Source organism: Bradyrhizobium sp. AZCC 2230, from assembly GCF_036924495.1.
Lineage (GTDB): Bacteria > Pseudomonadota > Alphaproteobacteria > Rhizobiales > Xanthobacteraceae > Bradyrhizobium > Bradyrhizobium rifense.
Map to the genome: position 1 here is coordinate 6827542 of NZ_JAZHRS010000001.1, position 18667 is coordinate 6846208.

The window sequence follows — 18667 nt, forward strand, 5'->3', positions numbered from 1 at the left end:
AAATTCGTTCATTTTCGGCCGATGGCTCCATCGCAACAGGCGAAATCGTCCAAATCTGCCCGTGGCTTGCTGACCGGGCTGGCCGTTGCCGCGTGCCTGCTCGCCAGCCTGCCCGGCGCGCGCGCGCAGGCTCCGGCCAAGCAGCCCCCGACGGCGCCTCAAGCCACAACCCAGGTCGCCCCTCAAGCCGCGCCTCAAGCTGCCCCCCAGGCCGTGCCCGGCTTCTGGGACCCGCGGCGGCGCCCGGAGCGGCCGGACCTGTCGCGCCTGACCGTGATCCGCTTCCTGACCGAGACCGACTACCCGCCGTTCAACTACACCGGTGCCGATGGCTATCCGGCCGGCTTCAATGTCGATCTCGCACGGTCTCTTTGTGAGGAGATCAAGGTCACCTGCACGGTGCAGATGCGCCGCTTCGAGACGCTGGTCGACGCGCTCACCTCGAACCGCGGCGACGCCATCATTGCGTCCATGGCGGTGAGCCCGCAGCTGCGCGCGCGCGTCGATTTCACCGATCCCTATTACCGCGTGCCGGCGCGCTTCGCCTCGCGCAAGGATGCGGTGATGCCGGAGATCCGTCCCGAATATCTCGAAGGCAAGAAGGTCGGCGTCATCGCGGGCTCCGCGCATGAGGCCTATCTCAAGGCGATGTTCACCGATGCCGAGCTGCACGGCTATCCCAATGACGACGCGTTGCGCGCAGCACTCCGTAAGGGCGAGGTCGATTTCATCTTCGGCGATGCCATCTCGCTGGCGTTCTGGATCAACGGCACCGATTCCGGCGATTGCTGCGCCTTCTCCGGCGGCCCCTTCGTCGAGAGCCGCTTCTTCGGCGAGGGCATCGGCATCGCCGTCCGCAAGGGCAACGACGTGCTGCGCCAGGCCCTGAACTGGGCCCTGTTCCGCGTCTGGGAAAAAGGCCGCTATACCGATTTGTGGCTGCGGTATTTCTCGGTGAGTCCGTTCTAATCGCTTGCGGCGAGCGAGCTGCCGTAGGGTGGGCAAAGGCGCGTGAGCGCCGTGCCCACGTCTTCAGGAGTGGTGGGCACGCTTCGCTTTGCCCACCCTACGATTCCGCAATAGTTGCGCACCAACTTTTGCATTCTGCCCGGAAATCGCTATTTTCCGCGGCCCGGAGGCCCCTTGATGTCCGTTATCGATCCCAACATGAGCCCGAGCGATCTTCGCGCGCTCGCCGAACAATCCAACGCCTGGCCGTTCGAGCAGGCGAAGGCCATTGTCGCGCGGCTGGAGAAAAGCCCGAAGGACGAGGTGCTGTTCGAGACCGGTTACGGCCCGTCCGGCCTGCCGCATATCGGCACGTTCGGCGAGGTCGCGCGCACCTCGATGGTGCGCCATGCCTTCCGCGTGCTGACCGAGGATAAGATCAAGACGCGCCTGCTCGCGTTCTCCGACGACATGGACGGTTTCCGCAAGGTGCCGGACAACGTGCCGAACAAGGATCTGCTGGCGCAATATCTGGGGCGGCCGCTCACGGCGGTGCCCGACCCGTTCTCGAACGAGCATCCGTCGTTCGGTGACGCCAACAACGCGCGCCTTCGCGCGTTCCTGGATCATTTCGGCTTCGACTACGAGTTTGCAAGCTCGACCGTCTATTACAAGTCCGGCCGCTTCGACGCGACGCTGCTCAAGATGCTCGCCGCCTACGATCAGGTCATGGCGATCATCCTCCCGACGCTCGGCCCCGATCGCCGCGCCACCTATTCGCCGTTCCTCCCCATCAGCAAGACCACCGGTGTCGTGCTGCAAGTGCCGATGATCCGCCGCGACGTCGCCGCGGGCACGGTGACCTATGTCGATCCCGATACCAACGAGGAAGTCGAGACGCCGGTCACCGGCGGCAACGTCAAGTGCCAGTGGAAGGCCGATTGGGCGATGCGCTGGGTCGCGCTCGGCGTCGACTACGAGATGGCCGGCAAGGATCTGATCGACTCGGTGAAGCTGTCCGGCGCCATCGCCAGGGCGCTCGGCGGCACGCCACCCGAAGGTTTTAACTACGAGCTCTTCCTCGACGAGCAGGGCCAGAAGATATCGAAGTCGAAGGGCAACGGCCTCACCATCGACGAATGGCTGCGCTATGCCTCGCCGGAATCACTGTCGCTGTTCATGTATCGTGAGCCGAAGGCGGCGAAGCGGCTGTTCTTCGACGTCATCCCGCGCCAAGTCGACGACTATCAGCAATTCAGCGAGGGCTTTGCCAGGCAGGACGACAAGCAGCAGCTCGGCAATCCCGTCTGGCACATCCATTATGGCCATCCGCCGAAGGCCGACATGCCCGTGACGTTCCAGCTCCTGTTGACGCTGGTGTCGTCGTCTAACGCGGAAAACGCCGAGACGCTGTGGGGTTTCATCGGCCGCTACCGTCCCGGCGTGAGCCCGCAGACGCATCCCAAGCTCGACGCGATGGTCGGCTACGCCATCAACTATTACCGCGATTTCGTCGCGCCGACGAAGACGTTCCGCCAACCGACCGACGTCGAACGCGCCGCGCTGCAGGACCTGCGCGATGCGTTGTCGCAGCTCCCGGCGGACGCCTCCGCCGAGGACATCCAGAACGTCGTCTACGAGATCGGCCGCCGCGAGCCGTTCCTCGACCAGGTCAAGAAGGGCAAGGACGGCCGCCCCGGCGTCACGCTCGACTGGTTCAACATGCTCTACCAGGTGCTGCTTGGCCAGGAGAAGGGCCCGCGCTTCGGCTCGTTCGTGGCGGTGTATGGCGTGCAGAACGCGGTCAACATGATCGACGGCGCGCTGGCGCGGAGTGCGTGAGGGGCGGGTTACTCCTTGCTCCACACACCGCTGTCGTCCCGGCGAACGCCGGGACCCATACCGCGTGATCTCTCGAGGAATGGCGGTCTTGGTACCGAAGAGCGCGTAACTCCTTCCTTTCGCAAAACTTCTCCCTGTGGTTATGGGTCCCGGCGTTCGCCGGGACGACACTGAATGCGGGGCGACTGCGTTGCGACTCACTGGCTCGCCCACACGATCCTTGCGATCCACGCGACATCACCGACCGCCATCGTCCGCTCTCCTTGCGTCGCATCGAGCGGCTGCAATTCCACTGCCTTCGCCGTGCGGCGCTTCAGCATCGCGAGCGTCACTTCGCCCGCCTTCGTCTTCACCACCACGCGATCGCCTTTCCGGATCGGCGTGTCCGGCGACACCAGGACGACGTCGCCGTTGCGATAGGCCGGTTGAAGCGCATCGCCGGAGATCTCCAGCGCAAAAGCGTGGCTGTCATCCGCAGTCGGAAGCGCGATCTCGGTCCAGCCTTTGCCGGATGGAAAGCCGGACTCGTCGAATGCGCCGTTGGCGCTGGCCTGTGCGAAGCCGAGCAGTGGCACGGAGCGGCCGTCGCCCGCGCCATCACCGATCAGCCTCGCGAACAGCTCAATGGAAGACTCGGCGGCCGCCAGTGCCTTCGCGATCGATTCGGTCGAGGGCCAGCGTTCGCGGCCGTCTGAGGTGACGCGCTTGGACTTGTTGAAGGTGGTGGGATCGAGCCCGGCCCGCTTGGCAAGGCCTGACGACGACAGTCCGGCGCGCGCGGCCAGCCGGTCCAGCGCGGCCCAGATCTGGTCGTGGGTCAGCATCCTCTGCGCTTTGGCCTGTTTGACCATGGAAGGTCCAGCCCGTCGCAACTCAGGAAAACTATCCTCAAATCAACCGGTTTTCCGTTTTTCGCGCAAGGGGCCACCGCTAAGTCTTGAGTTCGGAGGGGGCCGCCTTTACCGTCGCGCCGGGTTTTCAGACCCGCAAGAGACGAAAAAATCCAAGAGACTCAAAGGGCTCCGCAAGCGGTGGTCAAGATCTACAAAATCTGTCCGGCCTCGGCCTGGCGCGAGGCGGAACGGCAGGGCGTGTATCGGGGCAGCGCGGACGATTCGCGCGACGGATTCATCCATTTCTCGACCGCCGCCCAGGTTCCCGAGACCCTGCGAAAACATTATTTCGGCCAGCGCGCGCTGTTCCTGGTCGAGGTCGACGGCGACGCGCTCGGCCGCGAGCTCCGCTGGGAGCGTTCGCGCAATGAGGAGCTGTTTCCGCATCTCTATGGCGAGCTCGATCTCGGCGCCGTGCTCTCGGTGATGAACCTCAACATGCGCTCCGATGGCGGCCACGACACCCCGGAGCTTGCCCCGTGATCCGCGCTTTCGACGCTTTCTCGCTGCCGGTGTTGCGCTGGCTCGATCCGGAGGACGCGCACCGCCTTGCGATCCAGGGCCTGCGCTTCCTGCCGCCCGTAAAACCGCGGCCGGACGACGCGAAACTCGCGGTGCGCGCGTTCGGGCTCAACTTTCCCAACCCGATCGGGATGGCCGCGGGCTTCGACAAGAGCGCGGAGGTGCCGGACGCGCTGCTGCGGCTCGGCTTCGGCTTCGTCGAGATCGGCTCGGTGACGCCGAAGCCGCAGGCCGGCAATCCGCGGCCGCGGCTGTTTCGGCTCGAACGCGACGAAGCGGTCATCAACCGCATGGGCTTCAACAATGACGGTGCCGAGGTCGCGCTGCGCCGGCTCGCCGCGCGCGCGGCGAACGGCGGCATCGTCGGCGTCAATGTCGGCGCCAACAAGGATTCGCCGGATCGTGTCGGCGACTACGTCAAGCTGATCGAGACCTTTGCGCCGGTCGCGAGCTATTTCACCGTCAACGTCTCCTCGCCGAACACGCCTGGCTTGCGTAATCTGCAGGAAGGCGCGCTGCTCGACGATCTGCTCGGCCGCGTGATCGAAGCGCGTGAGCGGGTGCGCCAGAAGGCGGGCGACACGCCAGTGCTGCTGAAGATCGCGCCTGATTTGAGCCTCGCCCAGCTCGACGACGTCGTGCAGGTCGCGCGCTCGCGCAAGGTCGACGGCATGATCGTGTCGAACACGACGATCGCGCGGCCGAGCACGTTGCGTGAGGAAGTGCGGTCGAAGGAACAGGGCGGCCTGTCCGGCCGGCCGCTGTTCCGCCTGTCGACGCGCATGGTCGCGGAGACCTATGTCCGCGTCGAGGGCGCCTTCCCGCTGATCGGTGTCGGTGGCGTGGACTCCGGCGGTGCGGCGCTGACGAAGATCCGGGCCGGCGCGAGCCTGATCCAGCTTTATTCGTCGCTGGTCTACAAGGGCCTCGGCCTCGTCGACGAGATCAAGCGCGATCTGACTTCGACGCTGTTGCGCACGGGCCGGGATTCGCTCTCCGAGATCGTCGGCGCCGATGCGGCGACGCTGACCGCAGAGGACTGGCCGGGGGTGTAGGTTCTCGCGCCCCGGACGCAGCGCAGCGCTTCTTAGCGGTGCGCTGCAGAGCCGGGGCCCACAAGCGCTGGGTCCCGGCTCTGCGCAGCAGCGTTCCACGCTGCAGCGCGTCCGGGACACGAGAGCTAGATCTTCTGGAACGTCGCCCGGTACAGCGCCGGATACCTTGCGCCCTGCAATCCGCCACGCGCGACGTAGAACGCGATCAGCGCGCACCACAGTCCGGTATTGCCGTACGATTGCAGCGCCCACCACGCGCCTGCGAAGATCGCGAGCGAGGCCAGCATCAGGTTGCGCATCTCGCGCGCCCAGGTGGCGCCGACAAAGATGCCGTCGAAGCCGAAGGCGAACACGCCGGGGACCGGCGCCAGCACGATGAACACCAGGAATTCGCGCGCGGCGCGGCGGACGTCCTCGCTTGCGGTCATGAAATTGATCAGGTTCGGCCCGAACAGCGCGAACAGCACCGCGACGACCAAGGCGAAGCCAAGGCCCCACAGCAGCACCAGCCGGGTCGAATCGGCAAAACCCTTGGCGTCGCGCGCCCCAAAGGTGCGGCCGCAGAGCTGCTGGGCGGCGTTGGCGAGCCCGTCGAGGAAGAAGGCGCTGACCAGCAGGAAATTGTTGAGCACGGAGTTCGCCGCCAGCGTCACATCGCCGGCGCGCGCGCCCTTGGCGGTGAAGAAAAGAAACACGGTGATCAGCGCCGCGGTGCGGATCATGATGTCGGAGTTGACCGCCAGCAGCCGCATCAGCTTTGCGCGATCGAACAGCGTCGCGCGGGGGACGGCAAAGCCGCCATGCGCATAGCGCCGGCAGACGATGACGCCGAGTACGAAACCGATGCCCTCCGACAGCAGCGCGGCGATCGCCGCACCGGCGATGCCGGTGTCGTAGACCAGCACCAGCAGAATCGTCGCTGCCATGTTGATGAGGTTGATCACGACCTGGAGCGCGAGCGCCGGATTGGCGCGGGCCTGTCCGACCAGCCAGCCGAGGATGACGTAGTTGGCGAAGGCGAACGGCGACGACCAGATCCGGATCATGAAATAGGTTTTTGCGGCACGCGTCACGCCCGCGCTGCCGCCCATCAGGTCAAACAGCGCGCCGGCCAGCGGCAATTGCAGCGCGATCAGCGCGCCGCCGATCAGGCCGGCGACGATGAAGCCGCGCACCAGGATCACGGTCTGCTCGCGCGTCTCGCCGGCGCCGAGCGCCTGCGCGGTGAAGGCGAGCGTGCTCATGCGCAGGAAGCCGAACAGCCAGAACAGGCAGTCGAAGATCACGGAGGCCATCGCGACGCCGCCGAGCAGCGCGGCATCGTCGAGCCGGCCGATGGCGGTGGTCGAGACCACGCCAATCAGCGGCGTGGTGAGATTTGCGACCATCGCGGGACCGGCGATGGCGAAGACCTGTCGGGAGCCGACGTTGGGATGAACGGGCGCGTGCATCAGCTTCGTCTACCCGACCAAACGCCCGATTGCACCATCACGGCCGACATGGCGCAATTGCATCGCCCGCGCGCTCTTCGGCTAGCGCCGCGGCGAGCCGAACACGCGTGACAGCAGCCAGATCGGGATCACGATGACCGCGCCGAGCAGGAAGTAGCGCCACAGCCAGTTGACGGCATCGAAGCCGAGATCCCACAGACGCTGGAACAGCAGACGAATGCTGATGAGAATATTCCAGGGATCGAAGCCGATCGCGGCCAGCACGACGCCGACCAGGATCGAGAGCATGATCAGGCGAAACGCGACCGCCAGCGGCGAGCCGCCGAGAAAGCGGTTCAGCCCATCGCTGCGGCCGGCCGGCAAATCTCTGACGTCGTGGGCCATCTCAAACTCCCTTGAGCGGATTCGCCCGGATTATAGGTCACGGCGGGGGACATGGGGAACCCTCATCGGGCCGTCAATCAGCTTACCGCATTTTAATTCGGGCAGCACATCCCGCGGGCTCGCTGCAACCACTCCCGCGCTTGTCCCGCCGAAGCCTTGGCGAAGGCGGATGCGGGAGAGGTCGCGCCGAAGGCGCGGGTGAGGGCTCTCACCTCTGGGGGAATCCCAATGCGGAGACACCCTCTCCCCGACCCTCTCCCGCAAGCGGGAGAGGGGGCGCACTTGCCACGCCTCAAGCTTCAATCTCCGCCGCTTCCGCTTTCAGCATTTTTTCAAGCGTTTCCAGCCGGTCGGCCTCCCGCGGCGGCTTGTCCCAGCGGAGCCGGCTGATGCGGGGAAAGCGCATGGCGACGCCGGATTTGTGTCGCGGCGAGCGTTGCAGCCCCTCGAAGGCGACCTCCAGCACCAGCCCCTTGTCGCCCTCGTGCACGACGTGGCGGACGGGGCCGAACTTTTCGGTGGTGTTGCGGCGGACGAAGCGATCGATCTGCAGCAGCTCCTCGTCGGTGAAGCCGAAATAGGCTTTTCCGACCGGCACCAGCTCCTCGCCGCTCTCGGTTTCAGTCCAGACGCCAAAGGTGTAATCGGAATAATAGGACGAGCGCTTGCCGTGGCCGCGCTGGGCGTACATCAGCACGGCATCGATGATGTGTGGATCGCGCTTCCACTTCCACCACTGTCCCTTCGGCCGTCCCGGCAGATAAGGCGCATCGCGTCGCTTCAGCATCACGCCCTCGACGGCGTCGGCATCCTCGCCCGCGCCGGCGCTCGCGGGATCGGCGCGCGCGGCGGTGAGCGCCTCCCAGCTCGCGAAGGGAACGGTGGGCGAGAGATCGATGCGGGGATCGCTAAGTTTCTCGATGAACGTCTCCAGCCGCTCGCGCCGCTCCGCAAACGGCAGCTCGCGCAGGTCGTTCTCGTCATCGCCAAGCAGATCATAGGCGCGCAAATGGATCGGAAACTCCTTGATCAGCTTCGGCGAGACGGCCTTGCGGTTGAGCCGCTGCTGCAGGACGTTGAAGCTTTGCACGCGGCCCTCGCGCAGGATCAGCAGCTCGCCGTCGATCGCGCCGGGCAGGCGCAGCGACGGCACCAGATCCGGAAAGCTTCCCGTGATGTCCTCGCCGGTGCGCGAATAAAGCCGCGCCGTGATTTTGTCGTGCTCGTCGCGGCCGGCGACCGCCTGCACGCGGATGCCGTCCCATTTCCACTCGGCGACGTAGTCGGCAGGATCGAGGCTCGCGAAATCGCTGTCCTCGATCGCATGCGCCAGCATCACGGGGCGGAACGGCGCGGGATCGCGATTGACCGGCTTTTCGGCGCGGCCTTCCAGCCAGGCGAACAGGTCGAGATAGGGCGGGGAGAGACCCGGCCAGATCAGCTCGACCTCATGCGGGTCCTTGTCGCCGAGTGCGGCGGCCGCCGTCTTCGCCAGACGCGCGGAAATGCCGATACGCAACGCGCCGGTGACGAGTTTTAGCAGCGCCCAGCGGCCAGTCTCGTCGAGCTCGTCGAGCCAGCGTTCGAGCTGTTTTGGCAGCTCGGTCTTGCCGAGCGTGCGCAACGTGGTGACGACTTCGGTCAGGGTCGGGGGAGGCGGGTTGTTGTGGGCGGCCATCGCCGCCTTCGGCCACATCAGCGCCACCGTCTCCGAGAGGTCGCCGACATAGTCGTAACTCAACCCGAACAGCACCTCATCCGCCCGTGAAGCAATGAGGTCGCGGATCAGCGCGGGCTTGGCGTGCTTGAAACTCAGCGCGCCGGTGAGCGCGGCCAGTGCGTAGCCGCGGTCGGGGTCGCCGACCTCGCGAAAATAGCCGGTGAGCAGCCGCAGCTTGTTGTTGCGGCCGGGCTCGTAGGCGAGGCGGTCCAGGAGTTCGGCGAAGCGGTTCATGCCTCGGCCTCGCCGTGAGGTGGCGTCTCGCTCTCCTCCTCTTCGCCATACCCGACGAGATCGAGCGGCTGCGCGCGCAGGCCTTGCGTCTTGCACCAATGAACCAGCGCGTCTTCCTGGCCGTGGGTGACCCAGATCTCGCCGGCGCCGGTTGTCGTGATCGTCGCGGTGAGGCCGTCCCAATCGGCGTGGTCGGAGATCACCAGCGGCAGTTCGACGCCGCCCTGTCGCGCACGGGCGCGCACGCGCATCCAACCCGAGGCGAAGGCAGTGACGGGATCAGGGAAGCGCCGCGCCCAGATATCAGATGTCGCCGACGGCGGTGCGAGCGTGATGGTGCCGGCCAGCGCCGCCTTCTTCATGCCGGCCGCCGGCCGCAGCTCGCCGAGTTCGATGCCGCGGCTCTGGTAGTAGGACGTGATCTTCTCCATCGCGCCGTGCAGATAGATCGGCGCGTCATAGCCGGCGAGGCGCAGCAGCGCGATCACGCGCTGCGCCTTGCCGAGCGAATAGGCGCCGACGAGATGGGCGCGCTCGGGAAACAGCGCGACGGAGGCGAGCAGCTTCTTCACCTCAAGGGCCGCATCGCCATGGCGAAACACCGGCAGGCCAAACGTGGCCTCGGTGATGAAGACGTCGCAGGGCACCAGCTCGAACGGGACGCAGGTCGGGTCGGGCGCGTCCTTGTAGTCGCCGGAGGCGACGATGCAGGTGTCTTTGCAGGTGACGGCAATCTGCGCCGATCCCAGCACGTGGCCGGCCGGGTGAAACTTGACCTTGACGTCGCCGAGCCGGATTTCCTCGCCATAGCTGATCACTTGCGTCGATCCCGCAAAATTCTCGCCATAGCGCAGCCGCATCATGTCCAGCGTTTCCTGCGTCGCCAGCACCGCGCCATGGCCGGCGCGGGCATGGTCGGAATGGCCGTGGGTGATCACGGCCCGGTCCACGGAGCGGACAGGATCGATATGGAAGCCGCCGGGCTTGCAGCACAGGCCGTCAGCAGTTGGCAGCAGGATGTCTTGCGGGCGCATGCCTGATATATAGGTCGCTCCACCGCATCTTCTACTCACCACCCGCTTCGCTTCCTGGTTCCCAATGCCGCTCCGCCTGTTTCTGACCTCCGGCGATCTCATGGCCGACCGCCGTTTCGAGTTCGCGCGCGACCTCCAGCTCAAGGGCGATCTGCCCGCCGCCGCCGATCTCATCGAGCAGGCGATCGAGCTGGCGCCCCATTTCACCTCGGCCTGGTTCACGCTCGGCGAAATCCGCCAGCAGCTCGGCGAGCGCGACAAGGCAATCGCAGCCTTTCGCAAGGCGCGCGATTGCGATCCCGGGGATCAGCACGGCGCCGGCCTGCATCTGATACGGCTCGGCGATGCGCAGCTCTCCGAAATGCCGAAGGCCTATGTGCAGGCGCTGTTCGACCAATACGCGCCGCGCTTCGAGCACGCGCTGATCAACGATCTCGGCTATCGCGCCCCCAACCTGATCTTCAAGGCGGTGCTGGCCGCGCGCGTCGCGGCGAAGAAGCCGGCGTTTTTCAAACGCACCATCGATCTCGGCTGCGGCACCGGGCTTGCGGCGGCGGCCTTCGCAAAGCAGGTCGATTATTTCATCGGCATCGATCTGTCGCCCGGCATGATCAAGGAGGCGCGCGCCACCGAGCTCTATGCCGAGCTCGAAATCGCCGACATGATCGAAGGCCTGCGCACTAAGAGTGATGCGAGCGCGAACCTCGTCGTCGCCGCGGATGCGTTCGTCTATCTCTCCGATCTCGCGCCGGTGCTGACTGAGGCCAGGCGCGTACTTGCGACCGGCGGCGTGCTCGCCTTCACGCTGGAGACGCATGACGGCAGCGGGATCGTTCTCGGTGAAGGCCTGCGCTATGCCCATTCCACGGAATATGTCCGCGGTGCGATTGCGAAAGCCGGACTCAAGCTTCTGACATTGGAGCCGGCGTCGCCGCGCATCGAGAACAACGAGCCGGTGCGCGGTCTCGTCGTCGTTGCCGAGAAAACTTGAGTCTAGGCGCTAACGCACTGCAATTCTGGCGTCATTGCGTCGCCCAGCGACGAACTTCCTACTTGCGAGCCGTGCGGCGAAGCCAGCACAATGCGCGCACCAGGGAGAGAAACAACAATGACCAGGAATCCATCGCGGCGCGATGTCAGCGCCGCCGCGCTCGCCACCATTGCCGCATCCGTTCTGCCCGCGCCTTTCGTCTGGGCCGCGGAGAAGAAATACGATTCCGGCGCCAGCGACACCGAGATCAAGATCGGACAGACCGTGCCGCATTCCGGCCCCGGCTCGCTCTACGGCGTGCTCGGGCGCATCGGCGAGGCCTATTTCCAGATGCTCAACGAGAAGGGCGGCATCAACGGCCGCAAGATCAAGTTTCTCACCATGGACGACGCCTACAGCGCACCGAAATGCGTCGAGGCGACGCGGCGGCTCGTCGAGCAGGAGGAAGTGCTCGCGCTCTACGGCTCGCTCGGCACCGCGCCGCAGACCGCCGTGCACAAATATCTGAACTCCAAGGGCGTGCCGCAGCTGCTGCTCAACACCGGCGCGTCGAAGTGGAATAACCCGAAGGAGTTCAAATGGACAATGGCGGGCCTGCCGCTCTATCCGACCGAGGCGCGCATCCTGGCGCGGCACGTCGTCGCCGTGAAGCCGAATGCCAAGGTCGGTATCCTCTACCAGAACGACGATTTCGGCCGCGACTTCCTGGGTCCCTTCAAGAAGGTGCTGGCAGACGCCGGCGGCACCGCGCAGGTCATCATGGAGCAGACCTACGATCTCACCGACCCCACGGTCGATTCCCAGCTGATCAACCTCTCGAAATCGGGCGCGGATGTTTTCTACAACATCACCACCGGCAAGGCGACGTCGCAGTCGATCCGCAAAGTGGCCGAGCTCGGCTGGAAGCCGCTGCAGCTGTTGTCGGCCGGCTCGACCGGCCGCTCGATCCTCAATGCTGCGGGCCTCGAGAACGCCGCCGGCATCGTCGCCATCCGCTACAACAAGGAGGTCGGCCTGCCGAAATGGGAGAAGGACCCTGACGTGATGGCGTTCGAGGAGCTGCGCAAGAAGTACACGCCGGCGATCGATCAGGACAATACCATCGCCTTTGCCGGCTACGGCCAGGCGGTGACCATGGGCGAGATCCTGCGCCGCTGCGGCGACGAGCTCACCCGCGCCAATGTGCTGAAGCAGGCCTCCACGCTGAAAGGCTTCCACTCGCCCTATTTCCTCGACGGCGTCACCTACGACTACACGCCCGACGACTACACGCCGATGAAGACGCTGTTCATCTCGATCTTCAGCGGCACGGATTGGGACATCTCGGACAAGCCGATGTCGGAGTAGGGACCTCCTCACCCCTCGACGAACCCGCCGGCACGGCTTACCTGTGAAGCCGTGCCGCCCCGCATCCTCAAAATATCGGCCGAGCCGGCCGCGCTGCTGCCCGACCGCTTCCAGGCGTGGTTTTCGGCCCGCTTCTGGTCGCCGCGCGAGCATCAGCTCGCGCTGCTGGAGAAGGTACGCGAGGATCGTTCGGCTCTGCTGATCGCGCCGACCGGCGCCGGCAAGACGCTGGCGGGATTTCTGCCGACACTGGTGGAACTGAGTGCCGCGCCGACCTCTCCCGCCAAATCCGTGGTCTCCACCGGACGTGCCGTGCAACGCAGCGCCGGCCTGCACACGCTCTACATCTCGCCGCTGAAAGCGCTCGCCGTCGATATCGCGCGCAATCTGGAGCGGCCTGTCGCCGAGATGGGTCTGCCGATCAGGATCGAGACCCGCACCGGCGATACCCCGGTGTCGCGGCGCCAGCGCCAGCGGCGTTATCCGCCGGACATTCTGCTGACGACACCGGAGCAGCTCGCGCTGTTGCTGTCCTCCGATGACGCGCCATTCCTGTTCTCCTCCTTGAAACGCATCGTGCTCGACGAACTGCATGCGCTGGTGATGTCGAAGCGCGGCGATCTCTTGTCGCTTGGCCTCGCGCGGTTGTGGCGGCTGGCGCCGCAGATGCGCGCGATCGGCCTGTCGGCGACGGTCGCCGAGCCGGAATCGCTGGCCCGCTTCCTGGTGCCGCAACCGAAAGACAAAGCCTGCTCCGCCGACATCGTCATCGCCGGCGGCGCGGCCCCGCCGCAGGTCGAAATGCTGGATACAAGCGAGCGGCTGCCCTGGGCCGGTCACAGCGCGCGCCACGCGCTCCCCGAAATCTACCAGCTGATCAAGGCGAACAAGACCACGCTGGTCTTCGTCAACACCCGCAGCCAGGCCGAGATGCTGTTCCAGAATCTCTGGAGCATGAACGACGACAACCTCGCCATCGCCTTGCATCACGGCTCGCTCGACGTCGCGCAACGGCGCAAGGTCGAGGATGCCATGTCGGCGGGTAAATTGCGCGGCGTGGTCTGCACCTCCTCGCTCGACCTCGGCGTCGACTGGGGCGACGTCGACCTCGTCGTCAATATCGGCGCGCCCAAGGGCTCGTCGCGCCTGATGCAGCGCATCGGCCGCGCCAACCACCGCCTCGACGAGGCCTCGCGCGCCGTGCTGGTTCCGGCCAACCGTTTCGAGGTGCTGGAATGCCGCGTCGCCATCGACGCCATTGCCGAGAACGCGCAGGATACGCCGCCGCTGCGCATTGGCGCGCTCGACGTGCTGGCCCAGCACGTGCTCGGCTGCGCCTGCGGCGAGCCATTCTTGAGCGACGAGCTTTACGACGAAGTGCGGACCGCCGCGCCCTACGCCGATCTCACGCGGCAGGATTTCGATGACATTGTCGACTTCGTCGCTTCCGGCGGCTACGCGCTAAAAACCTATGAGCGCTTCGCGCGCATCAAGCAGGACAAGCAGGGCCGCTGGCGCGTCGCCAATCCAAGAGTGCGGCAGAGCTACCGGATGAATGTTGGCACCATCGTCGAGGACGACATGCTGAAGGTGCGGCTGGTGCGCTCGCGCGGCGGCGGTCAAGGAAGAGCAGGCGGCTCGACCGGCGTGATCGCGCGCGGCGGCCGGTTGCTCGGCGAGATCGAGGAGGCCTTCATCGAGGGCCTGAGCCCGGGCGACACCTTCGTGTTCAGCGGCGAAGTCGTCCGCTACGAGACCCTGGTCGAGGACCAGGTCTATGTCTCGCGCGCCAACGACAAGGATCCGAAAGTGCCGTCCTATATGGGCGGCAAGTTTCCGCTCTCGACCTATCTCGCCGAGCGTGTCCGCCGCTTGCTCGACGACGGGCGCGCCTGGAAGGGCTTGCCGGATCAGGTGCGCGATTGGCTGTTGCTGCAAAAGGATGTCTCGCGCGTGCCCGCGGTGCGCGAGCTGCTGGTGGAAAGCTTTCCGCGGGCCAACAAGCATTACATCGTCTGCTACCCCTTCGAGGGACGCCTCGCGCACCAGACGCTCGGCATGCTGCTGACACGCCGCCTGGAGCGCGCCCGCGCCCGGCCCCTCGGCTTCGTCGCCAACGAATATGCGGTGGCGATCTGGGGGCTCGGCGACTTGTCGTTCATGATCCGCAACGGCAAGCTCGATCTCAACGCCCTGTTCGACCCTGACATGCTCGGCGACGACCTCGAGGCCTGGCTCGCGGAATCCGCGCTGATGAAGCGCACCTTCCGCAATTGTGCGATCATCTCCGGCCTGATCGCGCGCCGCCACACCGGCGAGGAGAAAAGCCGCCGCCAGGTGCTGTTCTCGACCGACCTCGTCTACGACGTGCTGCGCAAGCATCAGGCCGATCACGTGCTGCTGCGCGCCGCGCGCGCCGATGCCGCCACCGGCCTGCTCGATCTGCGCCGACTCGGCAGCATGCTCGAGCGCATCCAGGGCCGCATCACCCACCGGGAACTCGACCACGTCTCCCCGCTTGCCGTCCCCGTGATGCTGGAAATCGGCCGCGAGTCAGTTTATGGCGAAGCTGGTGACGAGCTGCTGGCGGAGGCCGCCGACGAGCTGGTCAAAGAGGCGATGGGATAAGAGCAGGTTTTGACGTGACGACTGGCGCGCTGGTTTCAGAGGATGTCGAGGACATGCGCGTTTCCAGGGTCACCATTACCGATGTGACTTTTGCAGCCGATCTCTCCGGCGCGCTGTTCTGGGAGGACCAGCGCCTGCTCGTCGTTTCCGACCTGCATCTGGAAAAAGGTTCCAGCTTCGCCACGCGCGGCGTGCTGCTGCCGCCCTACGACACGCTGGCGACGCTCAGCCGGCTCGCTGCTGTCATCTCCCGCCACAACCCAAAAATCGTCATCGCGCTCGGCGACAGTTTTCACGATCGCTCCGCGCATGAGCGTCTGTCCGCGGACGACCGCGACGCCGTCGCAGCGCTTCAGACCGGCCGCGACTGGATCTGGATCTCGGGCAATCACGATTCCCAGCTGCCGCGCGATCTCGGCGGCACCATCGCCGATGAAGTCGCGATCGGCCCAATCACCTTCCGCCACGAGCCGACCGGGGCGCATGGCGAGATTGCCGGCCATCTCCATCCCAAGGCGCGCGTCTCGGCGCGCGGCCGTTCGATGGAGCGTCGTTGTTTCGCCAGCGACGGCATGCGCGCCGTGATGCCGGCCTTTGGCGCCTATACCGGTGGCCTCAGCATCCGCGACGCCGCATTCGCAAAAATCTTTCCGAAGAACGGCTTTGTCGCGCATCTGCTCGGCGACCGCCGCGTCCACGCGATCGCCGCGTCGCGGTGTTACTAAGGCGCACTCCATTTGGGCTGACTGCTCTTGCCACGCGCCCAACTGCACTCCCTCTCCCGCTTGCGGGGGAGGGCGGGGGTGGGGGTGTTTCCGCGTCGGGATTGTCGCGGATTGCGGAGGATGTCCCTGCGTGGCGAGAGCCCTCACCCGCCGCGCTCTGCGAGCGCGTCGGCCTCTCCCGCAAGCGGGAGAGGCGGGCAAGCATCATCACGCCGCCTTCGCCTGCACGGTCTCGCAAAACTCCGCGAGCCGATCCGCCAGCCGCAGCGTCGCGGAGCTGGCGTTTGGCGCGGCCATCAGCGCCACCTCCGTCCGGTTGATCGGCGCAAAGCCGTCCCTCGCCGTCAGCACGCGGTGATCGGCCTGGATCGACATCTCCGACAGAATGCTCAGGCCCATGCCGGCGGCGACCGCGGCCTGGATGCCGGCGAGGCTCGATGACGAATAGGACATGTGCCAGGCGCGGCCGGCGCTTTCCAGCGCATGGATCGCGCCGGCGCGGTAGAGGCAGCCGAGCGGAAATCCGATCAGCGGCACCGAGGATACGTTGACATCGACCGGATGACTCTTGCTGGTGACCCAGTGCACCTCCTCCGGCCACACCGCGATCCCGCCCTTCGCGCCGGCCTCGCGCTTGAACAGCGCAAGGTCGAGCTCGCCGCGTTCGAGATCGTGGGACAGATTCTTGCTCTGGTCGGCGCGCACGTCGAGGCGCAGGTTCGGATGCGAGCGTGAGAACGCACCCAGCAGTTTCGCAAGACGATAGGCGGCAAAATCCTCGGGGATGCCGAGCCGGATCGCGCCTTCGCCTTCGTCGCGCAGCACGTCGCGGGCTTCTTCCGCAAGCGTAAGCAGCCGCCGCGCATAGGAGAGCAGGCGTTCGCCCGCTTCAGTCGGACGCACGTCCTTGCCGTCACGGTGCAGCAGCACCTGTCCGACATCCTCCTCCAGCCGCTTGATTTGCTGGCTGACGGTCGATTGCGTGCGGTGGACGCGCTCGCTCGCGCGGGTGAAGCCGCCGGCCTCGACCACCGAGACGAAGCTGCGCAAAAGCTCCAGATCGAGCATGGGCGCCTCCATTCGAAAATCCACTGATCACGAGTTAATCATTTAATTTCCAAATAGCAAGCCGGCTCAATAGATCGAGGGCTCAGGAGAATGCCCCCAATGTCCCTCGCCCCCTCGATGTCCGTCCCCCGCAGCCGCTTCAACATTTTGCCGCTCGCCATCGGTGTGTTTTGTCTGCTCTGGAGCTATGCCTTCGTCGCCGGCAAGATCGGCGTCACCCATTGTCCGCCGTTGATCCTGCTCGCCGCGCGCTTCTCGCTCGCCGGCATTTTGATCCTCGGCGCCACTTCTATCCGCGGCAACTGGTCGTTGTCATGGCGCGATGTCCCCGTCTTTGCCGTGCTCGGCATCGCCAACAACGCACTCTATCTCGGGCTCGGCTACACCGGCCTGCAATCGGTCTCCGCCGGCCTCGGCGGCCTGATCGTCTCGGCCAATCCGGTGTTCACGGCCGCACTCGCCGCACTTCTGCTCGGCGAGGGCATGACCTGGCGCAAGGCGAGCGGCCTCCTGTTAGGCACCATCGGCGTCACCCTGATCGTCTGGCACCGCCTCTCGGTCGGCACCGACAGCCTGCACGGCATCCTCTTCACGCTGGCCTCGCTCGCCTCCATCGTCGCCGGCACCATCCTGTTCAAGCTGCTCGCGCCCAAGGGGTCCCTGTGGATCGGCAATGGCGTGCAGAATCTCGCCGCCGGCATCGTGCTGACGCCGGTCGCGCTGACTTTTGCCGACATCCACGCGGTCGATGTCACCCCGAGCCTGATCGGCGCCTTCGCCTTCCTCGTGCTCGGCGGCTCGATCCTGGCCTACTGGCTCTGGTTTCATCTCCTGAAAGTGTGTGGCGCGACCGCTGCCAGCGCCTATCATTTCCTGATGCCGCCGCTCGGCATGCTGTTCGCGTATCTCGTGCTCGGCGAACACGTCGAAGCGCGCGACCTGCTGGGGATCATTCCGGTGGCGCTCGGCATTTACCTGGTGACGCGCCCCGCAAAGCCGGTCGTGTAAGAGGAGTTCCCTTCATGCCTGTTTCCATCACCCTGATCGGCGGCCCCACCGCGCTGATCGAGATCGACGGCTTTCGCCTGCTCACCGATCCCACGTTCGATGCGCCCGGCGCTTATCAACTGCCGCATGTGAAGCTGGAGAAGACCATCGGTCCCGCGGTGAAGGCCGATGCGATCGGCCCGATCGATGCCGTGCTGCTCAGCCACGACCAGCATTCGGACAATCTCGACAATTCCGGTCGTGACTATCTGCTCAAAGCACCGCGCGCACTCACCACGGAAGCCGGTGCCAAGCGTCTCGGCGGCCATGTCGAGGGCCTCGCGCCCTGGGCGACCGCGCATCTGAAGGACGACGACGGCAACACGCTGACCATCACCGCGACGCCGGCGCGTCACGGCCCGGCCGGCATCGAGCCGCTGTCGGGCGATGTCATCGGCTTCGTGGTGCAGTCGAGCCGCAAGGACACGAGCGCGGTCTATATCAGCGGCGATACCACCTGGTTCGACGGCGTCGCCGAGGTTGCGCGCCGTTTCAAATGCGGCGTGGTGCTGCCTTTTGCGGGGGCCGCGCAAACCCGCGGACCGTTCCATCTCACCATGGACACCAACGACACCATCGAGACCGCGCGCGCTTTCCCCGACGCGATGATCGTGCCCCTGCATACCGAAGGCTGGGCGCATTTCCGCCAGAACAGCGAGGATCTGCGCAAGACCTTTGATGTGCTCGGCTTCGGGACACGGTTGCGGTTGCTGGAGCCCGGCGTGCCGACGGTGGTGGAGGCGCCGTAGCTGTCTCCCCAGCCGTCATTGCGAGGAGC

Annotated in this window: 16 protein-coding genes; 10 read left to right on the plus strand and 6 right to left on the minus strand. The window is 65.7% G+C overall.

All coding sequences use genetic code 11. From position 1 onward, the window contains the following. Positions 1-21: 21 nt before the first annotated feature. Together V1280_RS32610 and V1280_RS32615 are read left to right on the plus strand one after the other, a co-directional pair. Positions 22-969, plus strand: a complete 948-nt coding sequence (locus V1280_RS32610) for a transporter substrate-binding domain-containing protein (protein WP_334534179.1) — start codon at positions 22-24, stop codon at positions 967-969. A 177-nt stretch (positions 970-1146) separates the two neighbouring features. Continuing rightward, a complete protein-coding gene (locus V1280_RS32615) occupies positions 1147-2790 on the plus strand; it encodes a lysine--tRNA ligase (protein WP_334534181.1) in 1644 nt (547 codons plus the stop codon). A 197-nt stretch (positions 2791-2987) separates the two neighbouring features. On the opposite strand, the gene V1280_RS32620 is transcribed toward V1280_RS32615, so the two are convergent. After that, positions 2988-3641: a S24 family peptidase gene (locus tag V1280_RS32620; RefSeq protein WP_334534184.1), complete on the minus strand. Its 654-nt coding sequence runs from the start codon at positions 3639-3641 to the stop codon at positions 2988-2990. 180 nt (positions 3642-3821) lie between these two features. On the opposite strand from V1280_RS32620, the gene V1280_RS32625 reads away from it, so the two are divergent. Next, complete coding sequence (locus V1280_RS32625; protein WP_334534187.1) at positions 3822-4166, plus strand: DUF952 domain-containing protein; 345 nt, start codon at positions 3822-3824, stop codon at positions 4164-4166. Next, positions 4163-5260, plus strand: coding sequence for a quinone-dependent dihydroorotate dehydrogenase (locus tag V1280_RS32630; protein ID WP_334534190.1), 1098 nt, complete (start codon positions 4163-4165; stop codon positions 5258-5260). Before V1280_RS32625 ends, V1280_RS32630 begins: the two co-directional genes overlap by 4 nt. A 125-nt stretch (positions 5261-5385) precedes the next feature. Here V1280_RS32630 and V1280_RS32635 read toward each other — a convergent pair whose 3' ends face one another. The 4 genes from V1280_RS32635 to V1280_RS32650 all read right to left on the minus strand — a co-directional run bounded on the left by V1280_RS32635 (position 5386) and on the right by V1280_RS32650 (position 10083). Continuing rightward, positions 5386-6711, minus strand: coding sequence for an MATE family efflux transporter (locus V1280_RS32635; protein WP_334534193.1), 1326 nt, complete (start codon positions 6709-6711; stop codon positions 5386-5388). Positions 6712-6792: 81 nt separating this feature from the next. Then, on the minus strand, positions 6793-7095 hold the full coding sequence (locus V1280_RS32640; RefSeq protein ID WP_334534196.1) for a DUF6460 domain-containing protein: 303 nt from the start codon (positions 7093-7095) through the stop codon (positions 6793-6795). Between the two features lie 292 nt (positions 7096-7387). Beyond that, the gene (locus V1280_RS32645) at positions 7388-9049 is read right to left on the minus strand and encodes an ATP-dependent DNA ligase (protein ID WP_334534198.1); all 1662 of its coding nucleotides are present in this window, start codon (positions 9047-9049) and stop codon (positions 7388-7390) included. Then, positions 9046-10083 (minus strand): ligase-associated DNA damage response exonuclease, encoded by a 1038-nt coding sequence (locus V1280_RS32650; protein WP_334534201.1) that lies wholly within the window; start codon positions 10081-10083, stop codon positions 9046-9048. Before V1280_RS32650 ends, V1280_RS32645 begins: the two co-directional genes overlap by 4 nt. 64 nt (positions 10084-10147) lie before the next feature. Between V1280_RS32650 and V1280_RS32655 the strand changes: the two genes are divergently transcribed. The 4 genes from V1280_RS32655 (at position 10148) to pdeM (ending at position 15774) form a co-directional block, all read left to right on the plus strand. Further along, positions 10148-11074, plus strand: a complete 927-nt coding sequence (locus V1280_RS32655; protein WP_334534204.1) for a class I SAM-dependent DNA methyltransferase — start codon at positions 10148-10150, stop codon at positions 11072-11074. A gap of 117 nt (positions 11075-11191) precedes the next feature. Next, positions 11192-12421, plus strand: coding sequence for an ABC transporter substrate-binding protein (locus V1280_RS32660; protein WP_334534206.1), 1230 nt, complete (start codon positions 11192-11194; stop codon positions 12419-12421). A gap of 51 nt (positions 12422-12472) precedes the next feature. After that, positions 12473-15049, plus strand: coding sequence for a ligase-associated DNA damage response DEXH box helicase (locus V1280_RS32665; protein WP_334534209.1), 2577 nt, complete (start codon positions 12473-12475; stop codon positions 15047-15049). Between the two features lie 53 nt (positions 15050-15102). After that, positions 15103-15774 carry a ligase-associated DNA damage response endonuclease PdeM gene (gene pdeM, locus V1280_RS32670; RefSeq protein ID WP_334534212.1) on the plus strand — a complete coding sequence of 224 codons (672 nt, stop codon included), beginning with the start codon at positions 15103-15105 and terminating at the stop codon, positions 15772-15774. 207 nt (positions 15775-15981) lie between these two features. Here pdeM and V1280_RS32675 read toward each other — a convergent pair whose 3' ends face one another. Beyond that, positions 15982-16842: a LysR family transcriptional regulator gene (locus tag V1280_RS32675; protein WP_334534215.1), complete on the minus strand. Its 861-nt coding sequence runs from the start codon at positions 16840-16842 to the stop codon at positions 15982-15984. Between the two features lie 99 nt (positions 16843-16941). Between V1280_RS32675 and V1280_RS32680 the strand changes: the two genes are divergently transcribed. Then, on the plus strand, positions 16942-17850 hold the full coding sequence (locus tag V1280_RS32680) for a DMT family transporter (RefSeq protein WP_334534218.1): 909 nt from the start codon (positions 16942-16944) through the stop codon (positions 17848-17850). A 14-nt stretch (positions 17851-17864) separates the two neighbouring features. Further along, a complete protein-coding gene (locus tag V1280_RS32685; protein ID WP_334534221.1) occupies positions 17865-18638 on the plus strand; it encodes an MBL fold metallo-hydrolase in 774 nt (257 codons plus the stop codon). The last annotated feature ends 29 nt before the right edge of the window (positions 18639-18667 follow it).